We start from the raw sequence: 23507 nt of genomic DNA on the forward strand, positions 1-23507 counted from the left end.
TTCCGTGAACAACATTTAATTATTGCATAAAAAACCGTCATTGCGAGTGTTAGCGAAGCAATCCAGATCGATACTTCGCTAACACGCTGTAATGGATTGCTTCACTTCATTCGCAATGACAACTTATTTGCAATATATTAAAAATTTGTTCACAGAGCCTAATACAATGGAAGCCTGGATCTAACGGCTTAATGGATTCAGAAGATGTTGATAGGCTCTTGATTAGGACATTGGCAAATGAAATTCGCAATGGATTTCAAGAGACTTGACAAAATTGATGTCGTGACTGACCAGAATCATGGAGCCTTGATACTGTTTTAAGGCGTTGATGAGTAATTCCTTAGATGCCAGATCAAGATGGTTATCCGGTTCATCAAGAAGAAGCAGGGAAGGGGAGTTGCGGCCGCTGAATAATACAGCAAGGGCCAGTTTTAGAGTTTCTCCTCCACTCAGGGTTGATACAGGTTGCAGTGCTGATTCTCTTCGTAAGCGTAATTGTGCCAGTAGCGTTCTGTATTCTGCTTCACTTAAACCAGGAGATAAACGTGAAAAATTATTCAATACACTGTCTTCCTGATCGAGAAAGGTAAAGTGCTGATCGAGAAATGCTGTATCTTTGGGGCGCATGACCGAGCCTGATTTGGACTGGACAGTACCCTGTATGATTTTTAATAAAGTAGATTTTCCAGATCCGTTATCGCCAGATAACCATAAATGTTCGCCGCAAGCCAGTTGAAAACTAATGGGTTTGTTATAGCCATGAGGCAAAATAAGCTCATCCAGAATTAGATGTTGTTTGCTGTGTGACTCAACTGGGGAGACTCTGAACGCTTGAGGTTTTAGCTCAATTAACTCCTGTTTTGCAGCGGCATAGGCTTTACTCGCATCGTTAACCCGTTTTTCATTCAAACCCGCAATTCTTGCGCCAGTAGCCTCACTTGTTGCTTTCTTTTTGTCTAAAATCAATTTAGCCTGATTGGTATTATGCCTGTCCTTATGAGCCTTGTTTTGTTTGGCTTGCAGGGTTTCCTGATTTTTTTGTTTTGCCTTTAAACTCTCTACCATAACGTGCTGAGTCTGAGCCACTTTTCTTTCTAATTCCAGCTCCATTTGTTTTTTGGACGCGAGATAATCGTCCCAGCCTCCTTGATAACGGTGCAAGCCTTTAGCATTCAACTCCAGAATGATGTCGCTCTGTTTTAATAAGGTTAAATCATGGCTGATAATTAGGCAGAAAGGGTGTGCTTTTATCCATTGCAATAACCAGTCTCTGCTTGCTCTGTCGAGATGATTGGATGGTTCGTCAAGGATATAAAAATCACAACGCTGCCGTTCCAGATGCAACAGGTTAAGACGAGTGCGCATACCGCCACTTAACGATACATAAGGCTCGTTGATGATAGTTTCAGGCAAGCCATAAGCATTAAGTTGCTTTTCAAGAACGGACTTGATATCCCAATTGTGTTCCAGAATTTCATAATCTTCTTCAGTCAGGTTTCCTTCTTCACAACGCTGCAAGGCACGCAGAATAGAGTCTATATTCAACTTTTCAGCAACTGTGCCTGAAAAAGGATTTAACTCTTGATTCAAATAACCCACGATACCAAAATGAGTTACTTGTGTTGATTGTTGCGCCAGTGTTTTCGCCAAGGTAGATTTGCCGCAGCCGTTTTCACCCACCAGAAAGTGGGTAGCATCCGTTAAGAAAACGTCCAAATCCGTATAGAGCGGATTGGGTTTATGTGCTGGATGAAAACCAAGTCCTTTTGCTTCTATCATTAATTTCGACATTTATGCGGCCTTTAAAGTGTGCACAGGTGATCTAATGCTATAACTGGCTTTAACGTATTCAATAAATTTAACCTGAAACATGATAAATAATACAGTTATCGTTTGGCTGGCGTGGAATCGGGAATTCCTTGCGTTTCATTCTAAAGCTGATATCGAACTTAAAGGCCATCTAATCACAAGCCAAATAGGAGTAGTATCTCGGTAAGAACCAGCCTAGTTTTTGGAGCAAAGCCTGTATTGTTTGGGATGGAAATTGATTGGTGTCAATTGAGAACATTAATTCGTGCTGATCCGTTTCCGGGAGAAAGAGGAGCTTGATTTGGGGATCCTTAATACCAAAATGGTGCATTATGGCTTCAAGCAATTTTATTGAGGCAGAGGGCAGGATCTGTTCCGGCACGTTGCTGAGGTGAATGTCAGTGCCTTGGGGAATCATAGTGGCATGAGGTTTATCCGTTTTGAAGGGATGCTTCTCTGGTTCAGCAAACGTTCGGTAAAGATGAAAACCCAGGACGTCGCCATAGCTGAGATCAATCGCTTGATTTGGCTTACGTGCCTCAATGCTTATTCCAACTCCTTCGTTAATTAAAAAGCTATCGATGAGCTCAGGAATGGTATAGCAGTGCTTACTACTGAGGTCCTCAGAGATGTTTTCGCTAAACTCAAGATTATAGTAGGTGAGGCCTGCACGATTGAAGATTATTTCCGGTTCTCCACTAATAAAAATAGCGTGAGGCAGGCATGTTATAAGGCGACTATACCAGGCAGCTTGTCTGTTGTTTTTGTCGATTTCAAAAAGAGCTTTTAGTTCTTGGGTAGCTGAAATAGCAGCAGACTTGCTTTTGAGTGCATCCATAAGTTCAATATTCTTTTAAAAAAATGCATTGTATCAAAATAATACAACAAATAAAATTCACCGTCGCTAAAATTCTTAATCCTGACAATGGCTGATTCAATACACTGAAATGATCTCTAATCTTTTAGGTCTGTGATTACGTTTTTTTCTTGTCCTCTTGATGTTCTATCGTAAAGAGAATGATATTATTGAATAAAATCAAGTGTTTGCAGCAACTGTCTCTTGAGCACCTCTTTGCCTACGTCTCGCAGCTTTGATTGCGGAACGGCAGTGCTAAAATATTGGATCAACCATGTTTAGGCATTAGGAAGCTGCCGTTAAATAAATCTTAGCCGAATTCCCGGGGCGAAGACCGGGGGATCTAATAGTTGAATGCCACCATCATGGATCCCTCGGTCACAGCCGCGGGAATTCGTTTGAGATGCGAGTATATGCTGCATTTCGAATTTCCGCGGCAGTGACCGCGGAATCCGAAGAGTAGAACTGGACTGGATTTTCGAATATTTGTAGACGATTCAGTTTCAAGCAACCAGACTGCTTTTGCTAAATTGCCGCAGAAAAACTGGATGATGAACTGGCAGTATTTTGTTGTGACGCCTGTTCTTGTAACGTAGCATATGCTTTATCACGTGTTGAAAACATTAAGATATCAGGAGCTCGTAAATTTAGACCGGGGTTGTTTTCAATCAGACTCAGGCGAGCATCATGATATCGTTCGGCCATCAGAGAACCCAGTTCTGAATTCACTCTCGTTAATAAAGCGACATCAGTCAGTTCGCTTGGCTGAATTCCTTCTCCAACACCTTCCACAATGAAATTAATCGTAGAACTATGACCCTGTCGCTTCAATTCAGTGTCAAAAGCACGTTGTACCTGTCGCGCCATTCGTCCAGAATAAGGTTGCTCAGCGATGATCATAAAACGATAAATACCCTCTATATCCGAACTCAGCTCTGCATTGATTATCTTTTTCACCATAATTGCGGCGATATCTTTTGCTGCCTGAGCCGTCGTTGCGCGCCAGTGGCCTTCTTGTACACCGCTGTCAAGTATGGCAATTGGTTTTCCTGAGCACATTTTCTCCAAAAGGCAATTAACCATCATTGTTTCAGTAATACCTTCAAGAAAGGTTCTTCGTGCAGCTCCGCTGCCTTTTTCAACAAATTCAGCACTTTTTCCGGCGGCTTCCGCGACGGTCAGCATGACTTCCTCGCTATCCAGGCCTTTGGATAATTCTCTATTGCCGCTAAGGGCCCAAACCGGCCCGCAGTCTATTGACAATCGGTTAAAATATTCAATTCGTGGTATGACTCGCACGGAGGCGGCCCCCATAATCGCTGTGCCACAATAAGAAGTTTTCATAGGAGGCAGGGGAGTAACAACCCCCATTTTGGTCACTAAATCACAGAACATGTCTGTATGCTGCTCAAGCCAGCTCCTGGCTTGTAGCTGGTCTCTTTCTACGCCAAAATTCCTGTCAAAAGCTGTTTGTTGCAGAAATACTATCAAATCAATAATATCCTCAACCTTAAAGCGGGGATCATTACAAAAATATTCAAAAAAAACGTCTGTATCAAAATCGCCATTAGCTCGTGCACGTAAACAAGCTTTATTCAACTGGCTTACTAGCTCGTCACTTGAACAGCCAAACGACTTGGCGGCCGCCAGGTAGTCTATGGCTTTTTTCAATAGTTCCGAACTTAAATAACCAGCTAGTTCCAAACAAGTAAAAAGTGCTGCAGCATGTTCTTTGGGCTCAATCTTGCCAATAACATTTCCTTGGGCATCTCTTAGGGAGATTGTGTTGATGTTGAGATAGTGTAAAGCTCTCGCGAGATTTGGATGCATGATGTAATCCTGTTGTAAAATGCTGGTAAATTGTATTGTATGTATATTTTATTTTCAATAGTGGCTTGCTTTTTCTAAATACAATTTTTTGAAAGAAGGGCAGACACTGGTGAGTAAGTTTCTGCATACCCCAATCAAGATTTAATAATTACCTCGGGAAAACTCCAAGGTAACTTTTACGGTTTGGATCGAATTTATCATTCGTCAAACCAAAATCATTATCATTTACGACGAAGAAATAGTCATCCGTAACAACAAGTCCTTCGAGTTTATCAGCAAAACCAAAACCTGATTTTGTCAGATCCAGCTCAAGTTTTTTCTGAAGCAGTCGAGCATTACCTAATTTGAAACTGAAAATTTTATGGAAACTGTTTGGTCCAGTAAGACTGTTTTGTTCAATGACATAAAATGTTCCGTCTCGTGTGACTGATAAATCCCCAATTTTATCCGCTTCTGGAGCATCTAACGGATAAAGGAATTCACGGGTTACTTGTTCAGTTGCCGGATCAAACTCGACGAGACGAACGAGTTTTTTTTCATTCGAGAGTGGGCTTTGCAATATGGCATAAACTTTGTCGCCATAGCAGGACAGTCCTTCAAACCCACGATTGAGTTTTCTTTGGGCGAAAATTTCAGGCAAGCCTTTGCCTGGCGAATAGCGCTTAAGGAGTATTCCTTCAGTAGTAAATTTTGCAATAGATGGCCTGTATTCCTCTCCGATCCAGACTATTGTAGATGTTTTGCACATCGATTCAGGATCCATTCCATTGGGATCAAACTTTAGAACCGTTCCTTGGGCGTTAACAGGAACTTCATCTCCCTTCTGATTTGGCAGCCCCGTTACGCTAGTTGAGATGTTCTTCAGTACTTTTACTTTTTTCGATTTCAGGTTTACTGAAAACTGAGTCCAATAAGGGTGGAAGGCAGGATTGAGAAAGGGTCTCATAATTTCATTTTTTGAAGAAAGAAACTCTGTTGCGTTCGGTCCACGATCCGTCAGCGACCAGAAGGTAAAATCATTGCCTTGATTGGATTCAAGTACCAAGCCGGAATTGCCCATAAACTGTGGAAGTTCGATGAATGTCGCATTTGGTTGTTCTTTATCAGGAATGGAACAGGAAGCCAGAAGCAACAGAATTAAAAGGAATTTCATCGATCATTCTCCATGAGATAATAAATCAACAGATTTGTAAGTAAATGATGGTATGTTTGATTATGGATATCAATTGCAGTTAATCATACTCAAACAATTGAGGTTACTTATTAGTTTAGAATAAATATTTTAAAGTGAGATCATTGAGTAAGGTCATGTGCAAATGAAGGTTGCCATTGTCTATGAATTTGTTCTTCATTGACCTTGACTTGCTTATTATTGATCACCATGATTGATGTTGATACAATGTCGACCTGTTTACAAAGAGGAATTAAATAATGAGTGCATCACAGTCCGATCTCAAAGACAAACTTATCGAAGATCGCATCCTGGAACTGGTCAGAAAGGGTTTAAGAGATAGTTTCATTTTTGATATTACTGCAAATCCTCCTGTTACGAGCGACCAATGGTTCATAAGAAAAAGCAGCATGCCTTACCATGTGACTCTGGGTATTCAGCAGGATGGAAAGCCTTTATGGGTACGGGTCACTGAGCAAGAGCTGAATAACCTATTGGATGGCAGCTCGAAATGGTTAAAAAATAATCAAGGGATACTTGAACTATCCAAACTTATCTTCCCTCCAGAGGCAAACAATTTAATGTTCCCCGAGAATAAAACTAAACCTGCCTCTGCAGAGCCTTATGATGAAAGTTTTACAGTTGATGAAAAAGACCTACTCAAAGTGATTAGAGAGGAGTACACCAGTTTTCTCATATTTGAATGCGATGCCAATCCTATCATTAACTCTGAACAATGGTTTTTGCGCAAGAGCAAGAATTTGGAGCATATTACTTTGGGTTTGCAAACGAATGGAGAGATTAACATGATTGAACTTACAACGTCACAACTGGACGAACTTTTGGCAGGTACTACATTACCAGAAGTTGGTTACAAACTGGAATTGTCCAAAATGGTTGTTCCTAAAGAGGCAAAAGATTGCATCTATCAATTGCAAAGATCTTGTCCACGCTTTTTTGCATTCGTAGGGGCTAATGACAACAAACACCCGGCATTTCAAAGTTTTGTGCTCAGATAAGCCTATCGACGAAACCGCTTAAATTTTAACTATCATTTTGAAGGGCAGCACCCAACCGGTTTTTTTTCATTTTGAATTTAATCAGAACGCAACTGGCCACCTGGTTGCAAGAAAAAAGCTAGGAATACTGCGCAATTTGCGCAGTATTTTAATTTTTTTATTTCAATTCTTAGAGCGATAGAAATCAAATAAAGAAGTGCATGTATCTATTAATTAAATAGAAACTCCTCTTGGACGAGTTTGGTAAACATCTTCCCAATGTTTGTTCGGTGAAGCCCTTTCGCGGTTAAAGAAGCTTGGGAGGATTTTTTCAGAGTATAATGTTGAGGTTTTTTCTCTCTTATGACCTCTCGGTGAAGGGGGTTCAGAGGTAGAATGAGCCCTAACAATATCTTCAGAGTCGTCTTCACTTTTATAGTTCTTACGGATTTTATTGTAGGTTTTTTCTAAATGTTCTGGCAACGTGACTACAGGTTGAGACTTTTCGTTTGCAATAGATACTAAAACAACCATTTTAGCACTCTCAAAGGTTTTTATTGCTTTATCAGCTCTTTTTATGATGCGCTTACATCGTGTAAGTTTAGCTTGTTTTTCTGCCAGGAGTGTTTTTAACGATTCAGAATCTTTGTCGTTCTCTAGTTTGCTCGTTAATCTGCAAATCGAACGATTTAGAATTTTAACTTGTCTGGCAAAACGCTCTTTTTTGTCTTGAGTTTGCTCTATGTTTTCGTTAAACGTATTGATGTCCCTAAAACGTAATAGCAAAGGAGTGAAGCTCTTTGCATGCTGTTGATCTTGGATGTGGTGGCGTAATGCGGCGGTGTTTTGATTAGGCGTATTAAGTTGACACATGCGGTTGTATTCTCTACGTACTGCCAGAGGTAATCCATGCTCTAGTTGGGGAGTAGCCAGGGCCTGCAGGTTAGTAAAGACAAGTTGAAATCCTTCATAGGAACCGTTTTGAAGCAACTGGCTAGACACACTTACCCAGCGTCTGAATGCACTCAATTGTGCGTCAGGCAATCCTTTATGCTGATTAATATCCTGTTTGACGAAGAAGGACAGGTGGGCATGCACTTCATAATATTCCTTTACTGCCGCATTAGCTTTAGCAGGATTTCCAAAACCAGAAGCAGTTCTAAAATCGTTCATAGGAATGTTCAAAAAAGCCATGCGGAGTTTATTGTCTACCAACTGTGCATAATCTTCCACTATATTCTTTTCAATAATTCCATATGTTTTATGGATTTTTTTGGAACCAGCTATTTCTCGTTGGATATCACGGTTAGCAATGGCCAGATCCAATTTTTTTGATGCCATAGGTTGTTCCCAAAGGTTGGGTTTGGTAGTTAATAACGCAGTGAACGCATTTTTACTCATTAGTTCTCTCACTTAGAATTTAATACAATTCTGGTTTTCATTCATAGGCTTAATGTACTATTTTGGGGCAGAATCATCCAGGGATTATTTGCAAATAATGCATCAAAATGTCCTCAATTGGCTGCAGTATGTCTTATAATAGCTTGTCTACAGAAAGCGGTGTTTTAAATTTAGATCATAAAAATTCCGCCTACTGACGTGCGCTGCTCTATTATAGGACCACCACAGAATATGCACCAGTCTACCGCAATTTAACTCATGGAACCAATTAGTTGGAAATGCTGCCATTGAAGGAAGTACAATTGCTGGGCTACAAGCCCATTGTTGCTCTACCTCCTGTACTTTTTATAAAGTCCTATTCCATTAGGATTTTAATTGGTTGTTATTGTATTTTTAAATTTAATCCTACTATAACGGGATTAATAAATACCTAAATCGATTGTTACTCAGACTCTTGAAAAAGCCTGTCAGCGCCTATCAAAGGAATAATTCGATACAACACCTCTTCCAATACTAGAGGTTCGGCTTCAATAATGAACTTTGCTTTGCTATCCTTCCAAGAGAGCGTCTGGATTAAACTGGCAGCGACAACAGAAGGTTCATCGAGATTATCGATTGGAACTTCGGTGGTACCTCCACGAATACTGGTGCTTATTGGACAACTTATAATCAGTCCTGTTGCCCGATTGTATTCTTTAGAAGACAAGACCAAAGCAGGGCTATATTTACCAATTTCCTTACCTTTTGTTGGTTCAAAATCCAGCCAAATAATGTCGTTTCGTTCAGGTATGTATGATTTAGACATTATTGCCCAATCTCGTTAGGTGCAAGCGTGGCAAGTAAATCTGCATGGGCAGTCTGAGCTGATAAACCTTTTAGCAGATCTGATTCTTTGAAGGGAAAGTTTTTTCTCTTCTTGGATTTGGTAACTGTAAAACCTGTTTCAGTGACTTCAATTTCCACCTCAGTTCCTTCTTTAAGATGGGGTATCTCACGCATGGCACCGCTTATGCGCAGGGCCAAACCGTTACCCCATTTTTGAATTTTTGCATGTAATGTCATATTGGTACCTAATGTATTTACATTGTATCTATATGATAGTATCTACCATGTATCAACATTTATCCAAGCAATTTGAGGCATCAGGCAAGCCAAAATATCTGAGTTTGTCTTTCTAGCTCCCAGTAAACTGGCTATATAGTGGAGCCAAGAAAAGCTATGTTAAAAGTGGCTGAATTATCTGGAGTAACCTTAACTGTTCATGATTTAAGAAGAATCTTTGCTACTACTGCAGAGAGTCTTGATTTAACAGCTTATGCCTTAAAGCGTTTACTCAATCATAAAATGACGCATGATGTAACCGCAGGATACATCATGCGTGATGTGGAACGATTGAGAAAACCTATGCAGCGGATTTCGGATTATTTAAATCGACAGATGGTTGGCGCTATAAAGGTCGTTGAGGGTGTTGATTAAAAGTGAAATGGAACGTGCTACTGAATTTGAGGGGAGTACTGCAAAAATTCTTGGGCTATGTTAACGTATTTTTGTATTGAGATTGTCTTTGATTGTTTGATATATGTACATTCCTTGGTAAAAGGAATGTACATTAAATGAAATTATGAATTAATTTTGAGCTTCACAAGTGATTTTGGTACAATCACGACAATTTTCTGCTGCAAAAGAGTATGCCTTAGTTGCAGAGAGAGGGGTCGTTGACATTTGCTTGTCTGCAGCAATATCAGATGCAATTTCACTGGTGCTTGCATTGGTAGTGCAAATCCATTTGGCATCCATATCTGTTTTACTCACTGCAAAACTGTTTGCAGTCACTAAAATTAAACTTCCGCCAATTAAAGATAAGATTATATTTTTCATGATTTATTCCTTTAAATTAATGTTGATTTACCGATGTGTATCGGTACTTCAGTTTTAAATAAAACATAGAAATAACTATCAGTTATGTTTTGATTTATCCTGAAATCCCTTTACCATTTTTTCAGCTTCTTCTTTAGAATAGCCATAATGCTGTTGTAGCTTGCCGTAAATTTCTTGATGAGCTCCTTCAATTTGTTTAAAATCGTCATCAGTTAATTTACCCCAAGTTTGTTTCATTTTTCCTTTCACTTCTTCCCACTTACCTTCGAAAATATCCTTATTCATTTAAAATCCCCTTAATTAGAAAGTTAATTTCCTTCATAATAAACTGAGAATGACGGTCTCCATTTGGAATATCAATTAAGTATTCCAAATAGTGAAACCTTCATTTTATGAATTAAAGTATCATAAATTAGAATCAGCTAGCTTTTTTATGCTTAAGATAAAATTGGTCAATTGATGTTGCTATATTAGGAGAAGTGAAGTTTGGCCAATGGTCTTTGTCAAATCCAGGAGCATCTTTTAATCGCTCTTTATCCAGATTCAAAATAAAACAATCCTCCTCTTCATTATAAGTGAACATTTTCCAAGGAATTGCAAAGAATTTGTTACCAAATCCTAAAATTCCGCCAAAATTCAGTACAAGGTAACTCACATTACCGTGAGCTTTATCAATTACTACTTCATTGATATTACCTAGACTTTCACCAGTTAAGTTCTTAACATTAACGCCAGTCACTTCACTGGATTTTACTACCTTTCTAAAAGTCATGATAATTCCTTTTAAAATTGATAAATAATTTATTTATCTAATTAATTATAGGCTAAATTATCCAAAAATGTACCAATTTAATAAAATAAATAACAAAGCAATATTTATTCGTTCAGAATTAATTGTCATCTCGCGGTTAAATCTTCGAATCATAGATAAATTCAGCATTTTTTAACAAAACATCTTTACAGCTGAAACAGGCGATACTAATTAGGTAAATCGTAGACCACATCTTAATTTTTTAAAAATAGCATCCGATTTAAAATATAAGTTACTGGCAACAAAATAACGACTATTAATAGTGGAGCAAATGTTACTGAAAATCCCAGCCTTACTATAAGTTCTAATGAAGCCGCACCTGCCAGGTATTGCAATAAGTAGATTAAAGGAAATTCAAAAAAATTTTGAAATGATATGGATTTTTTAAACACAAAAGTATTCATAAAATTAAGAGCAATGATTGAAATACTGTAAGATATTAAATAAGCATATTGATAGTTTATCAATTTATGTAAAATGACGTACATAACGAACATTATCAAGGTACTTATCAAGCCTGACCCAGCAAATCCGAACATTTGTAGCTTTACAGCTTTCTTGATAAAAGGCATTTTGTTTATTCCGTCCAGATTTCCAGTTGCAACAATTATAACTTCCCGGCCTCTATGTTGTTAGTCTTTGGCTGAACCTTCCAAGCTTAAAATATTTTTTGGCATAATATTTTGGGGGCCAGTCTCGCATATGTGTGTATTTTAATTAGTATGCGCTATAGTTAAATATGGCCTCATCAATCGATGCAAAAATTACCTGGACTTGCATTTGCAAGGAATCAAAATGGATACCTTACACTGGCTAACAAAACTTATTAGCTTCAATACCGTTTCAAGCAATTCGAATATGCAATTAATAGAAGCAATTGATGTATGGTTTAAACAAAACGACATTAATACTCAGATTATCCCTGGTCACTCCCACGGATTGAAAGCAAATTTATTGGCAACAATTCCAGCCAGAAATGGTCAGACTCAGGGAGGAATTCTATTGTCTGGCCATACCGATGTAGTACCTGTTGCTGGACAAAAATGGAATACGGACCCATTTGTAGCAACGGAGAAAGATGGCAAAATTTATGGTCGAGGTTCTTGTGACATGAAAGGATTTATTGCCGTATTACTTGCACTTGTACCTGAGTTTAAAAAATTACATTTGTTAAAACCCATTCATTTTTCATTTACTTACGATGAAGAAATTGGTTGTATTGGTGTGGATTATTTACTAGAGCATTTAAAAAAAATAGGAATTCAGCCAGAGGGGTGCATCGTGGGTGAACCATCTAATATGCAGCCGATAACTGGAGAAAAAAACAGACATGTATATCATTGTCAGGTGCAAGGATTAGCTTCTCATGCATCTCTTCCTAATCGGGGTTGTAATGCCATTGAATATGCAAGTGAATTAATCTGGTATATACATAATCTTGCTGATCATCTAAAAGAGGATGGTCCATTTGATAAAGATTTTGATGTGCCATTTACAACAATTACATCGAATATTGTGAGCGGGGGAACTGCAACCAATATTATCCCCGGTCTTTGTGAATTTATATTTGAAGTCAGACTGTTGCCTACATTTCCAGTTGAATATATTCGCAACCAAATTGAACATTATATTCATAAAGAGATGTTACCGAAAATGAGAAAATCATACTTCAAGGCAGAAATTTATTTAGATAAAACTTCAGATGTTCGGGGTTTTCAAGCCTTGGAAAGCTCACAAATCACACAAATAGTGCGCCAGGTTACTGGTATCAAGGATTGTTTAAAAGTTTCTTATTCGTCTGAAGCGGGAATATTCCAAGATGCAGACATTCCTACAATTATCTGTGGTCCGGGTACCATTGAACAAGCACATCGAACAAATGAATTTATAAGCATTGAGCAACTTAAAATGTGTGAAAATATGCTGCGCAAAATGATTTATTTTTTCTGCGTGGATGTAAATTCGATTCATAAGACATGAATAATTGCAACGAGATAAGTAGCTGCTTATCTAATTTTAATTCTGTAAAATCGGCATTCCATGTTTAAATAATTACTGTCTTTATAATGCTGCATGCCACATTTTTCCATAACATGAAAAGAAGCGGTGTTATTTTTGTCAGCAAAAGCAACAATATAATCTGTATCCATATGCTTTTTTGCCCAATCTAGTAAGGCGTTTAATACCTCAGTTGCATAGCCTTTATTCCAATGTTTTTTATGAAAAAGATAGCCTATTTTCATTTCTCCAGTATCAAGCTGACCAAAGTAAGCTTCTCCAACAAATTCGCCAGAGTTCAGTTTAAAAATGACAAAGCAAGGCAGGTTTTTCTCCTCACATGAGGTTAGGCTCGTAGCGATGAACTCGTTGATTTCCTTAACACTTAGGGTTCCTTCTGGAAAAAATTCTTTTACAACCGGATCATTATCCAGATTTTTTAAATGTTCAACATCTTCTTTTCTAATAAATCGTAAACCAAGATGTTTTGTTTTAATAAGATATTTTTGCATTTAATTCTCTTAGGCACAATGAACTCCAGTTTAGCCATTAGCTTGATTACTAGCTTAACTGTTGACAATAACGATTTGATCTTAATTAAATGATCTTAATTAACAAAAGCTGTCTTATATTAACTGGCAGCTTTTTGAATCTCTCGACCGCCTTTTGAAACATCTTGTCCAAACCCTTTAACTGTGCTGCATCCACTGATAAAACCAATCGAGACACTTAAAAAACCAACCAGTATCAAAGTAATCATTTTTGTCATTATTTTCACTCTCTGAATGTTCGATTTTAAGTATAGCTCAAAATTTTATTTTTTAATTATTAAAATAACTGGCGCATTTCCAGTAGACTTTGTTCATTATTTATTTGTATTTAAAAGATCAGTTAGATCATCCGCATGCTCTTCAAATTCTCCTATTACCAATAACTGGATATTTGTTGTGTCTAGTGAAGATTTAATTTCGGGAAAATAGAGAATACCAATCCAACCCATAGCAACATAATGAAGCGCTCTAGCCCATTTCGGTACGTGAGTTCACATAGTCGTCATGACCATTCCAATTATTGCAACTAGCCATAAGATGGATAAAAGCTGCAATCCATACGCGTTCTTTAACTTAAGTAAACAAATGGGCGTTGCTGTTCCTGCGATTAAAACAAAAATAGCTGCATGATCAAAGCGTCTCAATAATAGATATTTTTGCCGACTCCACATACGAGTGTGATAAAGGGCGCTCACACCATACTGCCCAATAAGGCTTATACTATATAAATTACACTGGCATAAATGGCCCAAGCCCCATTGCTGTAGATGATTAGTATAGTGCATGCACAAAGAGTGATAAAAAACAAAGAGTGATAAAAAATGCTGCTAGATGTACATATCCACGTGCAAGAGGTTTCATACTGAATAGTCTACAACTTATTTAAATTCTTAAGCAAAGGTTTGCAGGATGGAAATTACTCAAATTTGGGGAGCATCAGGTGGCCGGTGTCCTTAATGGGATCTTTGTCCTATCTTATTTTCCTGTACAGCAACAAGAAGGGAAATACTATTAATGCTGGAATAACCCCCACGAGAAACCAAAAAATCGGACTGTATTGATATATATTTAAGGAAGGAACTATTTTATCAACTAAACGATATAGACTAAAAAATAAAGGTCTTTGAATTCCAGTTACCTTTATTGATGGCTCAAGAATCTTTGCGGCTCGTCGTCCTGACTCAGCAGCACTTTCCATTTCAAACATATCAGTGTCTGTTTTAGTATAAGCGGTTGCAAAATACATATTTTTTAAATGAGTTTTATTTTCAGGACGCAAATAAAATGTACCCTGATTCGTACTGAATTTAGGCTCATAAGTATCTAGTTTTTTTCCATTATAAACATATGTATCCCAGACGTTGTAATCAATTATTTGCACCACATCTAAATGCAAATATTGATTAAATTCTGATTGTAGTATTTGATACCAAACTTCCTGTTTAATTTCCTCATGAGAACATTCTACAAAAGGCTTTTTAATTAAAAGTCCCGGATGAACTGAGTCACACAAGCCAATTGACCATAAATCAGCTATTCCATTGTAATTTTTTTGCCAAATCGATCCTTGCGGCTCAATGACTAATTGCCAGGGACTATCAGGTATATACATCGCTGTGTTTTGATAAGGAAGATTAATTTTTTTATCAAAATATAATTGGATACTCATCATAAGTTGGAAGGAACGCTTAGCTAACTCACTTATTCCAGGAATTTTTAATGATTCGAGTCCTGTTACACTTTCTACTGGTAGCGAACAGAAATATACATCACCAGATATTTTGGTATTATCAGCCAAAAGAATATGCTTTATCTCATCCTCCTCAACATGAATTGCTGTTATTTCAGAGTTTAGATGAAAAATTACGCCTTTACTCTCAAGGTAGATTTTCCAATGTTCAAACCACGCCTCATTCGTTGGTCCATTCATCACACTAATGGGGCGATTTAATATTTTAAAAGACTCCAGAGTTTTAGCAACAGAGGGTACATTAACTTTTTCAGCATCAGCACCTAGATATGGTCCCATAATATCGATGATGTATTTTTTCATGTCATGACAAAGCGAATTATCCGGATTAATGTAATTAGCCCAGGACAATTTATCAAGAGCATTTAATCGCTTGGTCGAAATCAAAAAACAGTAGAGTATTTTATTTAAAACCTGAACCTTTTGTTTTAATGGAATTTTTTTAAAAACATTTCGCAAATCAAATAAAGTGCCAGGCCGATTGTTCATATGTACTACCGTTTGTTGATCGGCTATCAAATAATTGGAAATATCAACTAGATTATCATGTACTGTTTTGCTTGCATCATGCTGTAAGGGGATTTGCTTCAGAATATGCCGTAAATTAGTATAATTAGGCCCATAAATACGCCAACAATATTCTGTTGGCAACATGGTGCCACATCTGTTTTTCAGACCACTTCTGGCCATGCCACCAATTATGTCATGTCGCTCATAAAGATGAATTTCATAATTTGAATCTATGGAGCTAACAAACTCGTGAGCAACCGTCAATCCACCGATACCACAGCCCATTATAATAATTTTTGGCATAATTCTATAACCTGTCAAACACTGCTAATCAATCAGTAAAGCAAAGTTTTGGTTAGTTGTAAAATGCAACTTATTAATATTTCCCATCAATGTGAGCAAATATTTGACATAAAGAGTTGTTTGAACTATAGTTAAATTGTAGGTACCATGGAAGTATTTATGCAGAAATGGTCCAACAACATAAAGCCACTCTTGAGTGGTTTTATGCTATTTACTGCCACAGGTACTTTAACCCCGAGATTTAGCTCACTCCAAAAAGTGTAAATGGTCATTTTTTACAAATTCTGCATAGGCGCTTTGTGTAACCTTAATTAGCCTCCCATGTTAAGTTGCAACTCAAACTTAGTGGCGTGTTATATGATAAACTCATTTCAAAAATGACCTAGTTGCCTCACTCAAGAAAAGCATAATCTTCAAAATGTACTATAATTTATATGTAGTCTAACTCGACAAGGAAGAAATCATGCTAGGAACAATCATATTAGTTTTATTAATCCTTTTTCTCCTTGGTGGCTTACCACACTGGGGTTATAGTCGAGAATGGGGTTATGGGCCAAGCGGTCTTATCGGGCTTATATTGGTGATTTATCTGGTACTTGTTTTAATTGGCAGGATACCTGTAGGGTTTTAGATACAAGTCTATCAATCAATAAGTTAATGATAACTATGAGCAGCAGATGATTTTTATTAATATTTTGCTGCTTTCAACCCACTTAAAAATATATTCCTTTAAAGTTTTTATAAATCTGTATCCAATTTAGGCTGATTGACACAGGTATTTTAAATTTTACTCTTGCAGTATATGTTGCCATGCCTCGATAATCATAACCATCGCCAATGTATCTAATTCACAGTATCTCAGTAAAATGACAAAGCATTTTTCATATATAGCTTTGCTAAAAGCAAGCAAGATAATGTTAATGAGAAGGAGCTGAAAGCATTAAATAAATTGGCTAAGGTTTATCTTGGATTAACAGATAAAGAAATTATTGATGCACTTCGCGCCGGTAATTTGATTAAGGTGGATACCAAATGAAGAAATCAATTTTAGATGCGGTACAAGGCTCTGCCAGGGGTCTTTATGATGCAGATATTGTCGATGCAACTACAATGCACGAATTTGATGCTTTGTGCCTGCCCCCAATTAAAGTATTTACTTCACAAGAAATAAAAACATTGCGATTAAAAGAGCATGTTAGTCAGGTTGTGTTTGCAAAATATTTAAATACTTCCCCATCAACTATTCGTTATCAGCCTGGTTTGAAATGTTACCAATCAAACCGGTTGCACAATCACATTCGTGGGGATACCTCAGGTCAAGACCCGACTTGATTATTGTTTAAATTAGAAAGAACCACGCAAAGAAGTAGGGTGTTTTAATTGTGATTTTTTGGATTGTGATCCACTATAGTTCCGCAATGGAATTTAAGGGTAAGGATGATGAAGGGGTAGGTTTTGGCAACACCATGATCTTTCAAGAGAAATCATGGTGGCCAGAGGCGGAATCGAACCACCGACACGAGGATTTTCAATCCTCTGCTCTACCGACTGAGCTATCTGGCCCCAATGGGGTGGTATTAAACTCCGATAAGCGTTTGGAGTCAAGCATTGTTTACATTTTTTTTGAAAATAATTTTTCTTGATAGGCTACAGCGATGTGGGCGCCTAATAATGCGTTGCTTTTAATTAGCTCAATATTGGCTTGTAAACTTTTGCCGGCAGTTAATTCAGCAATCCGTTTTAATAGGAATGGGGTGACTGCTTGTCCTTTAATGTGCTTTGCTTCTTGGTGAGCTTGTTGAATAAAAGGGGTCATCTCTTCGTCTGATATTTCGGCCTCTGCAGGAATGGGATTGGCAATAACAATGCCGTTATTCATACTCAAATGACGTTGAAACATCATCAGTTGTGCTACTTCCTCGGCGCTGTCCAAGCGATGAAGAACGGGTATGCCGCTGGATCTGCTGTAAAAGGCTGGGAATTCATTGGTCCCAAAGCCGATAACGGCTACTCCATGCGTTTCGAGCACTTCAAGGGTTTTGGGCAGATCAAGAATGGATTTTGCGCCAGAACAAATTACGGTGACTGGTGTAGAAGATAATTCGATAAGATCAGCAGAGATATCAAAACTGTTTCCTGCCTCCTGATGAACGCCTCCTATACCTCCGGTAACAAATAAGGGTAATCGTGCCAAATGCGCGCAGAACATAGTCGCAGCAACCGTGGTACTGGCGGATATTTTTTTGCTTAGAACATAAGCGATGTCCCTACGGGAGGCTTTCATTACATCTGTAGATTCAGCCAGATGTTCCATGATCTTTTTGGTCAAACCAATGTGAATTTTACCCTGGTAGAGAGCAATAGTTGCTGGAATCGCACCATGATTACGAATAATGTCCTCAACTTCATAAGCTGTATCTAAATTTTCCGGGTGAGGCATGCCATGAGAGATAATCGTCGATTCAAGAGCAACTACTGGTTTGCGATGTTCTATTGCTTCTAAAACTTCTTCATTAATTTCGAGCAGATCATGGAACATAAGAGAATCCTTTATTCTTTAGCTACATAGCCAGAAGGCTTTTCCGAACCTTCACCAAAAAAATACTTTTGCATTTCTTCTTTCAAAAACTCACGGGATTTGGCTTCAATCAGGTTTAAACGGTATTCATTGATTAACATGGTTTGATGTGAGAGCCACATAGTCCATGCTTGCTTTGACACTTCATTAAAAATCCGCTCGCCGAGCACGCCGGGGAATGGTGCTTTTTCTAATCCCTCCGCTTCCTGTTGTAATTTACAACAAAAAATTATTCTACTCATCTTGTGCCTCTTTAGTTCATTAGGAAGGCACATTATGCGTGAATCTTTCATATAGTCCAAGTACTATCCCTTAGCTAAGAATACAGGAGTCAAACAGACTGACTTTTAACCTGAGCTTGCAGGATGTGTTGCGAGAGCAACTGTTCCTGTTCAACCGTTAATTGGGTAAAGGAAACAGCAGTACGGTAGTGCGCTTCATTTTGAAACTGACTATAAACGACTACTGCGTCCACAATAACCGGCACCATTTGGGGTTTGGTGTAGATAACGATTTTTAGATGGGTTTTTTCTTTAATCAACTCACTTGTTTTGAATGCCATGCCACCCAAACTGATGTTCACTTTTTTCATCTGCAGTTTTCCTGTCATCAGGATGTGGCGGGACAGATAATCGATTTTGGCATTGAGCAGGTTTAAATAATGAGCCATGGCGGGTTCTCTTACGGCTAATGTCTGCGTTAATTCCGCCAGTTCATAATCAATATTTTGAAAATATTGAGTGGCTTCCATATATTTTTGTCCGTTTTCACCCAGCAGCTGATTGGATATGGATAAATCGGAACAAAATTCACCGGGTGAAATAATTCGATAATCAAAATAGATGTGATCATCGATGCGAAAATGTTGGCGTCTTTCATGTACTGGCATAATTGCTCCATCAAGTCCACTTTATGTTGCATTAATTTCAATCTATCTAATAACTAGATTCGAACCGTCACCTCATGCGCTCTATCATCAACCACCCCGTGAACTGTTTCTGGCACAGGTACAGGGATTAGTGGTTGCGCCGTTATAAGTTCAAACTCAGCTTCCAAGTCATCTTCAAGAGCTGCTAATGGATTTATCTGTGCCAATCCATCCTCTGCAGGCCCATGCGATGCTAATTGGATGTGAATGGGTGCTGCGGGCAATTGTAAATGGTCGATCACGCGTTGTGCATCCAGAGATAAAGCCTGGCTTTCCCTTACGGCATCAGAATGATTTGTTGCCAGAGCTTCCTTCTGGATGCAGGCGGTAAGAAATCCCGTAAATTGTGGATCAGTGAGTTTATTGTTTGCTATTGCTTCTCGGACAACAGCGTTGAATTCAGATACTCTATCCAGCTTTAATGCAGCCGAAAATGCTTCATTAAGTTGTGCTGGCAATAGTAAGGGATTTATCAGTTTTTGCAGCTGTTGTTGCGCGTCAAAGTAGAATTTCTTTAATACATGCATGCCCAGACCTTTGTCCTTGGCTGTCCTTATCCATTCTTTTAAATTGGCTTCAGTGCTCATTATCGAGTCGAGCTTGTCAGCAGGGTTACGTTCGGCATCATTCATTACAGTTTTATAGGCTGTTATCTCATCAATAATTTGGGCTCTGTTCCCTTTACCATAAGCTTCTTTAATTGAGGCTAAATCCGCATTTGCCAGATAATCGGTATCTGGATCCAAAGCCACGTTGAGTTCCGGATGCAACATTCCTTCCTGAAGCGCATTGAGATGGGCTGTACTGATGGTAAGCACTTTGGGGGAAACAAGGGTCAATGAATCACCGCCACCATGGCGTTTAATGAATTGAATCATCTCTGGTGCAATTTTGGAGTTAAAATTAATCTGTACGCTGCCATTAGCCAAATCGTTAATGGATTCGATATTATTGCTTTGTCGAGTAGTCCAGGGATTTTTATAGGGTCGCCCATCGTCGCTAAAGAGTACAGGATTATGAATCAGTTTTTCCAGGATCAGCGCTTGTCGAACTTCATCCGAACCAACATGGCCTGTTGTTTTGGGTAGTACCTCATCTATATTTTTTATACGACTTTCAATTTTTGTTTTAATGGTGAGGGCATCATTCTCAAGTGCCACAACCTCTTTTAATTCATCAGTCAATTTATCCCGTGTTGGTTTATCCAATGCACCTCTTAATTGTTCTCTTAGAAAATCGGCTTGATTGCGATGCTGCCAGGCAACATGATTAGCATATTGAATTATTTTTCCACCTAATTCTTTTAGATGCATGATGCTTGCAAATTTCGTAGTCATGGATGAATCTTCAATAAGTGTCCGATTGCGTCCCTGTCCATGGCGTGTGTGCTTCATGATGAATTGATCGGGTTGCAGGCTCAAACGGGAATCAAGAATGAATTTGTCGCTGTCCATCACTACCTGATCAAATATGAATAAGCTTCTGCTGTCTCTCAGAGCTTTGTTCTGGCAATATCCTCCTACTGCATCAGTATCACTACACAAATAGAAAAGAGCCAATGAATTGCCAAAATCGTCAACAAATTGATCGGCCTGCATTCCTTCCCCTACGGGTTTAATTGTTGAGTAATGGGTGTAGGTTTGACCGCTGATACCTAGTCCGGCAGTAAAGGTTTTTCCAGATGAAAATTCACTGAGTAAACGAATGTTATCAAAAGGAACAAACAGGGCTGGATGTCCATTATGTGCAATGGTTGTAGACGAGCTAGTGTCCAATCCCATCAGCCGGGAAATATTAAGAGCCATTGCTTCGCGTTGCACTTCTTTTATATTGCCATGTTTTGGCAGTTTTATTATGGCTTCTGTGCTTAATTTGAATTGTGCTCTGTCATCATTATAGCTGTCGACCGTTAAATCCTCCCTTGCATTGAGATGGCCTAACTGGGCTTTGACACTGGCTAGTGAAATCAGGGAAATTTTTTCTGTAACGCCGCCAGCAGCCTCAGCCAGAGTGCAATAAATTGAAGTGGCACCATTGTCCAGTGGAATGTTGATTCGCTCCAGTTGATTAATTTTATTTAAATCCAACAGAATATTCAGTCTTTTTTGTAGAATGGCTTTTTGAGGATTCGCGTTATCCAGAGGTGTTATTTGCTCGTTTAGTGCTTTGATTCGTGAACTGACCTGCTCACTATTTGCTGGGTCAAACACGGTCGCGCCAGGGAAGGTTTGAGTCAAAGCATAAAGCTTTGCTCTGCTGTTTTCGATGCCGTCTGTTAATTCTGCATCGGCTACTATTGGGGTAGTTGTAGGGCGAGCGTAATAGTTGTCTTTGGGTAATGCACTGATATCTCTGGCGTTTCGCCAGTACTGTAAACCAAATTCAGCACGATGCTCACTGACACTGGAAAGCGCTGGAGGTGTGCCCGGAGTCAAGACAGTAGAATAATTAAGAATATTGGTGAATTTTTTCCATTGAATGGCATCTTCTTCCAGAGCGGGGAAATCAAATAAGCCCTGATTGTTGAGGTCGATATGATCCAGTAATGCATCCAGGGCAGCATAAGGAGCGAGCGCATCATCGCTCAGGTTCACATCATGAGGCCGTACGCTTTGTTCCTTAATGTAGCGTTTGATTATTCGTGCTTTTTGTTCTGCGTCCACTGGCTATATCCTTATAGTATCAACTAGACTTATCCTGGACTTACGAAAAAAGCTTAATGTTTTTTGTCTCGAACATGGAGTTTTTCGTAAGTCATGTTATCTACAACTATAGACAATGATTTGATCAATTGGTAAGAAATGGGTGCAAATTTTTATTTTGGAGACGCAATGAAAGAAAAATTACCAGCTAAAGAAAAGGTTGTTTCTTTTTTGACAAACAATGAATTTGATAAGGCTATAAACGTTTTAGAACAATGGAATAATGAGCAGTTAGCAGAATTTCTATCAAGCCATGCTCCATTGTACCCAAAGCTAAAAGAACCTCAGTACAATCAGTTTTGGGAACAACGCAGAAACGATTTGCGTCTACCAGGCTTCCCTGACTTTCGTTTCATGGCTCAACCGGGTATCAAGGATGCAGATTTTGTAATAGGCTATTTCTTGTATTTACTGCGATTAAAATCAAATACTGCTCAGCCTAAGGATGCGCTTACTTTTGTTGGAGTAAAATCTACTGACTATTTATCATTTCATAGTATTCGATCCTATTTACATCAAATCTTTATGAATCTACGAACGGCTACAGAGGATGAGTTGATTAAACTGGCTGAATTTTTATATAACCTTGAATCTTTTGCCAAAAAACATCAATGTCCCGGGTATTTATTGATGGCAAATGGCTATATGCAACTGGCATTGCGTTATCAAAATTTGGAAATGGAAGCACAATGCGGTGCGGCTTACACCTTGTGCTGGAAATATTTGCATTTAGCTGGATTGACGGAGAGTGACTCGAAGGAATCCATTAATAACGCGTATTTTGGTAAAGGTATTGTGTTGAGTAATCCATTTAAATTAGCTTCAATTGCCGACATGAAAAATCATTGCATGCGTGCTGCAGGCGGTTATTTGTCTTCCGAGGAGCGGCTTGGAGCGGAGCGGGCAGGGTTATCCATGTATCAACATACGCCTGTTTTGAGGGAGCCGGATGAGGGCATAAGACCTTCGATATAAATGCAGGGCTGAACTCTTTCGAATCTATAAACGAGTACCCTGCAATCAGGTTATTTTAAAAAAATCCCCGCATTTGCGCACTACTGTCCGGTTTAAGTTTTAGTCTCCAGTAGAAGTGGCACTTCTGGAGACATAGGCTTTTTATCTAAATAGAAGGCATTAACTGGCACCGGTTTTTCTAAATTGCATTTGATCCAAACGAGCATCAAGTAAAGTGGCGTTGTTTGATTGCGGCTATTTTTAAATAAAAATACGAGAAGATATGCAATAATTGCGGTAATTAGTTGGATTTTTACAGCATTTTCAGACTTTCCAAGAAATTTTTTTATTTTTAGTCGCTGCTTTATCCATTTGAAAAATAGCTCAATTTCCCATCTGGATTTGTATAATTGAGCAATCATTTCGGCTGGTTCATCAAGAAGATTAGTCACAAGAATAAGAGGGTCTTTATCCTCACG

The 23507-nt window shown here is 38.5% G+C and carries 24 protein-coding genes, 1 tRNA gene and 3 pseudogenes; 7 read left to right on the forward strand and 21 right to left on the reverse strand.

The genetic code is table 11. From position 1 onward, the window contains the following. Positions 1–222: 222 nt before the first annotated feature. The 4 genes from ELY21_RS05400 to ELY21_RS05415 all read right to left on the reverse strand — a co-directional run bounded on the left by ELY21_RS05400 (position 223) and on the right by ELY21_RS05415 (position 5648). Entirely contained in the window at positions 223–1791 is a 1569-nt protein-coding gene (locus tag ELY21_RS05400; protein ID WP_127107572.1) for an ATP-binding cassette domain-containing protein, read from the reverse strand. 169 nt (positions 1792–1960) lie between these two features. After that, on the reverse strand, positions 1961–2647 hold the full coding sequence (locus ELY21_RS05405) for a hypothetical protein (RefSeq protein WP_127107574.1): 687 nt from the start codon (positions 2645–2647) through the stop codon (positions 1961–1963). Positions 2648–3190: 543 nt separating this feature from the next. Next, positions 3191–4495, reverse strand: a complete 1305-nt coding sequence (locus ELY21_RS05410) for a hypothetical protein (protein ID WP_127107576.1) — start codon at positions 4493–4495, stop codon at positions 3191–3193. A gap of 148 nt (positions 4496–4643) precedes the next feature. Further along, positions 4644–5648, reverse strand: coding sequence for an esterase-like activity of phytase family protein (locus ELY21_RS05415; RefSeq protein WP_127107578.1), 1005 nt, complete (start codon positions 5646–5648; stop codon positions 4644–4646). Positions 5649–5926: 278 nt separating this feature from the next. On the opposite strand from ELY21_RS05415, the gene ELY21_RS05420 reads away from it, so the two are divergent. Continuing rightward, a complete protein-coding gene (locus tag ELY21_RS05420) occupies positions 5927–6685 on the forward strand; it encodes a hypothetical protein (RefSeq protein ID WP_127107580.1) in 759 nt (252 codons plus the stop codon). 213 nt (positions 6686–6898) lie between these two features. Here the strand turns inward: ELY21_RS05420 and ELY21_RS05425 are convergent, their stop codons facing one another. From ELY21_RS05425 to ELY21_RS05435, 3 genes are all read right to left on the reverse strand, one after another. Next, on the reverse strand, positions 6899–8005 hold the full coding sequence (locus ELY21_RS05425; protein WP_127107582.1) for a hypothetical protein: 1107 nt from the start codon (positions 8003–8005) through the stop codon (positions 6899–6901). Positions 8006–8507: 502 nt separating this feature from the next. Further along, a complete protein-coding gene (locus tag ELY21_RS05430) occupies positions 8508–8870 on the reverse strand; it encodes a type II toxin-antitoxin system PemK/MazF family toxin (RefSeq protein WP_127107584.1) in 363 nt (120 codons plus the stop codon). After that, positions 8870–9127, reverse strand: coding sequence for a transcriptional regulator (locus tag ELY21_RS05435; RefSeq protein ID WP_127107586.1), 258 nt, complete (start codon positions 9125–9127; stop codon positions 8870–8872). Before ELY21_RS05435 ends, ELY21_RS05430 begins: the two co-directional genes overlap by 1 nt. An 82-nt stretch (positions 9128–9209) precedes the next feature. Between ELY21_RS05435 and ELY21_RS05440 the strand changes: the two are divergent. Further along, positions 9210–9541: pseudogene (locus ELY21_RS05440) on the forward strand (integrase); the annotation flags it as partial. A gap of 150 nt (positions 9542–9691) precedes the next feature. On the opposite strand, the gene ELY21_RS05445 reads toward ELY21_RS05440, so the two are convergent. The 4 genes from ELY21_RS05445 to ELY21_RS16000 all read right to left on the reverse strand — a co-directional run bounded on the left by ELY21_RS05445 (position 9692) and on the right by ELY21_RS16000 (position 11326). Next, positions 9692–9943, reverse strand: coding sequence for a hypothetical protein (locus ELY21_RS05445; RefSeq protein ID WP_127107588.1), 252 nt, complete (start codon positions 9941–9943; stop codon positions 9692–9694). Positions 9944–10021: 78 nt separating this feature from the next. Further along, positions 10022–10228: a CsbD family protein gene (locus ELY21_RS05450; protein WP_127107590.1), complete on the reverse strand. Its 207-nt coding sequence runs from the start codon at positions 10226–10228 to the stop codon at positions 10022–10024. 133 nt (positions 10229–10361) lie between these two features. Next, the gene (locus ELY21_RS05455) at positions 10362–10715 is read right to left on the reverse strand and encodes a PRC-barrel domain-containing protein (RefSeq protein WP_127107592.1); all 354 of its coding nucleotides are present in this window, start codon (positions 10713–10715) and stop codon (positions 10362–10364) included. Positions 10716–10948: 233 nt separating this feature from the next. Then, on the reverse strand, positions 10949–11326 hold the full coding sequence (locus ELY21_RS16000; protein WP_370272504.1) for a GtrA family protein: 378 nt from the start codon (positions 11324–11326) through the stop codon (positions 10949–10951). 223 nt (positions 11327–11549) lie between these two features. Between ELY21_RS16000 and argE the strand changes: the two genes are divergently transcribed. Further along, positions 11550–12734, forward strand: coding sequence for an acetylornithine deacetylase (gene argE, locus ELY21_RS05460; protein ID WP_127107594.1), 1185 nt, complete (start codon positions 11550–11552; stop codon positions 12732–12734). Between the two features lie 26 nt (positions 12735–12760). On the opposite strand, the gene ELY21_RS05465 is transcribed toward argE, so the two are convergent. From ELY21_RS05465 to ELY21_RS05480, 4 genes and pseudogenes are all read right to left on the reverse strand, one after another. Beyond that, the gene (locus tag ELY21_RS05465; RefSeq protein WP_127107596.1) at positions 12761–13264 is read right to left on the reverse strand and encodes a GNAT family N-acetyltransferase; all 504 of its coding nucleotides are present in this window, start codon (positions 13262–13264) and stop codon (positions 12761–12763) included. Between the two features lie 119 nt (positions 13265–13383). Then, entirely contained in the window at positions 13384–13521 is a 138-nt protein-coding gene (locus ELY21_RS05470) for an entericidin A/B family lipoprotein (RefSeq protein WP_127107598.1), read from the reverse strand. 273 nt (positions 13522–13794) lie between these two features. Further along, positions 13795–14115, reverse strand: a pseudogene (locus tag ELY21_RS16005) (hemolysin III family protein); the annotation flags it as partial. 158 nt (positions 14116–14273) lie between these two features. Continuing rightward, positions 14274–15866 carry an FAD-dependent oxidoreductase gene (locus ELY21_RS05480; protein ID WP_127107602.1) on the reverse strand — a complete coding sequence of 531 codons (1593 nt, stop codon included), beginning with the start codon at positions 15864–15866 and terminating at the stop codon, positions 14274–14276. A 463-nt stretch (positions 15867–16329) separates the two neighbouring features. Between ELY21_RS05480 and ELY21_RS05485 the strand changes: the two genes are divergently transcribed. From ELY21_RS05485 to ELY21_RS05495, 3 genes and pseudogenes are all read left to right on the forward strand, one after another. After that, positions 16330–16497 (forward strand): DUF3309 family protein, encoded by a 168-nt coding sequence (locus tag ELY21_RS05485; RefSeq protein ID WP_127107604.1) that lies wholly within the window; start codon positions 16330–16332, stop codon positions 16495–16497. A 249-nt stretch (positions 16498–16746) separates the two neighbouring features. Beyond that, positions 16747–16902, forward strand: a pseudogene (locus ELY21_RS16010) (type II toxin-antitoxin system RelE/ParE family toxin); the annotation flags it as partial. Further along, the gene (locus tag ELY21_RS05495; protein ID WP_199741642.1) at positions 16899–17198 is read left to right on the forward strand and encodes a DNA-binding transcriptional regulator; all 300 of its coding nucleotides are present in this window, start codon (positions 16899–16901) and stop codon (positions 17196–17198) included. The pseudogene ELY21_RS16010 and the gene ELY21_RS05495, both read left to right, overlap by 4 nt. Positions 17199–17353: 155 nt before the next feature. Here ELY21_RS05495 and ELY21_RS05500 read toward each other — a convergent pair. The 5 genes from ELY21_RS05500 to ELY21_RS05520 all read right to left on the reverse strand — a co-directional run bounded on the left by ELY21_RS05500 (position 17354) and on the right by ELY21_RS05520 (position 22035). Continuing rightward, positions 17354–17429 (reverse strand) — tRNA-Phe (locus ELY21_RS05500). A 49-nt stretch (positions 17430–17478) separates the two neighbouring features. Beyond that, positions 17479–18405, reverse strand: coding sequence for a pseudouridine-5'-phosphate glycosidase (locus tag ELY21_RS05505; RefSeq protein WP_127107606.1), 927 nt, complete (start codon positions 18403–18405; stop codon positions 17479–17481). Positions 18406–18416: 11 nt separating this feature from the next. Beyond that, a complete protein-coding gene (locus ELY21_RS05510; RefSeq protein ID WP_028385343.1) occupies positions 18417–18686 on the reverse strand; it encodes an oxidative damage protection protein in 270 nt (89 codons plus the stop codon). Positions 18687–18775: 89 nt separating this feature from the next. Then, positions 18776–19333 carry a PilZ domain-containing protein gene (locus ELY21_RS05515; protein WP_127107608.1) on the reverse strand — a complete coding sequence of 186 codons (558 nt, stop codon included), beginning with the start codon at positions 19331–19333 and terminating at the stop codon, positions 18776–18778. Positions 19334–19386: 53 nt separating this feature from the next. After that, positions 19387–22035, reverse strand: a complete 2649-nt coding sequence (locus ELY21_RS05520; RefSeq protein ID WP_127107610.1) for a hypothetical protein — start codon at positions 22033–22035, stop codon at positions 19387–19389. Positions 22036–22203: 168 nt separating this feature from the next. Here ELY21_RS05520 and ELY21_RS05525 point away from each other — a divergent pair, with 168 nt between their 5' ends. After that, complete coding sequence (locus ELY21_RS05525; protein ID WP_127107612.1) at positions 22204–23049, forward strand: DUF5630 domain-containing protein; 846 nt, start codon at positions 22204–22206, stop codon at positions 23047–23049. Between the two features lie 92 nt (positions 23050–23141). Here ELY21_RS05525 and ELY21_RS16015 read toward each other — a convergent pair. Next, positions 23142–23507, reverse strand: a 366-nt coding sequence (locus tag ELY21_RS16015; protein WP_148111684.1) for a transposase, incomplete at its 5' end; no start/stop codon positions are given.

This window comes from Legionella sp. km535 (assembly GCF_003990085.1).
Taxonomy (GTDB): Bacteria; Pseudomonadota; Gammaproteobacteria; order Legionellales; family Legionellaceae; genus Legionella; species Legionella moravica.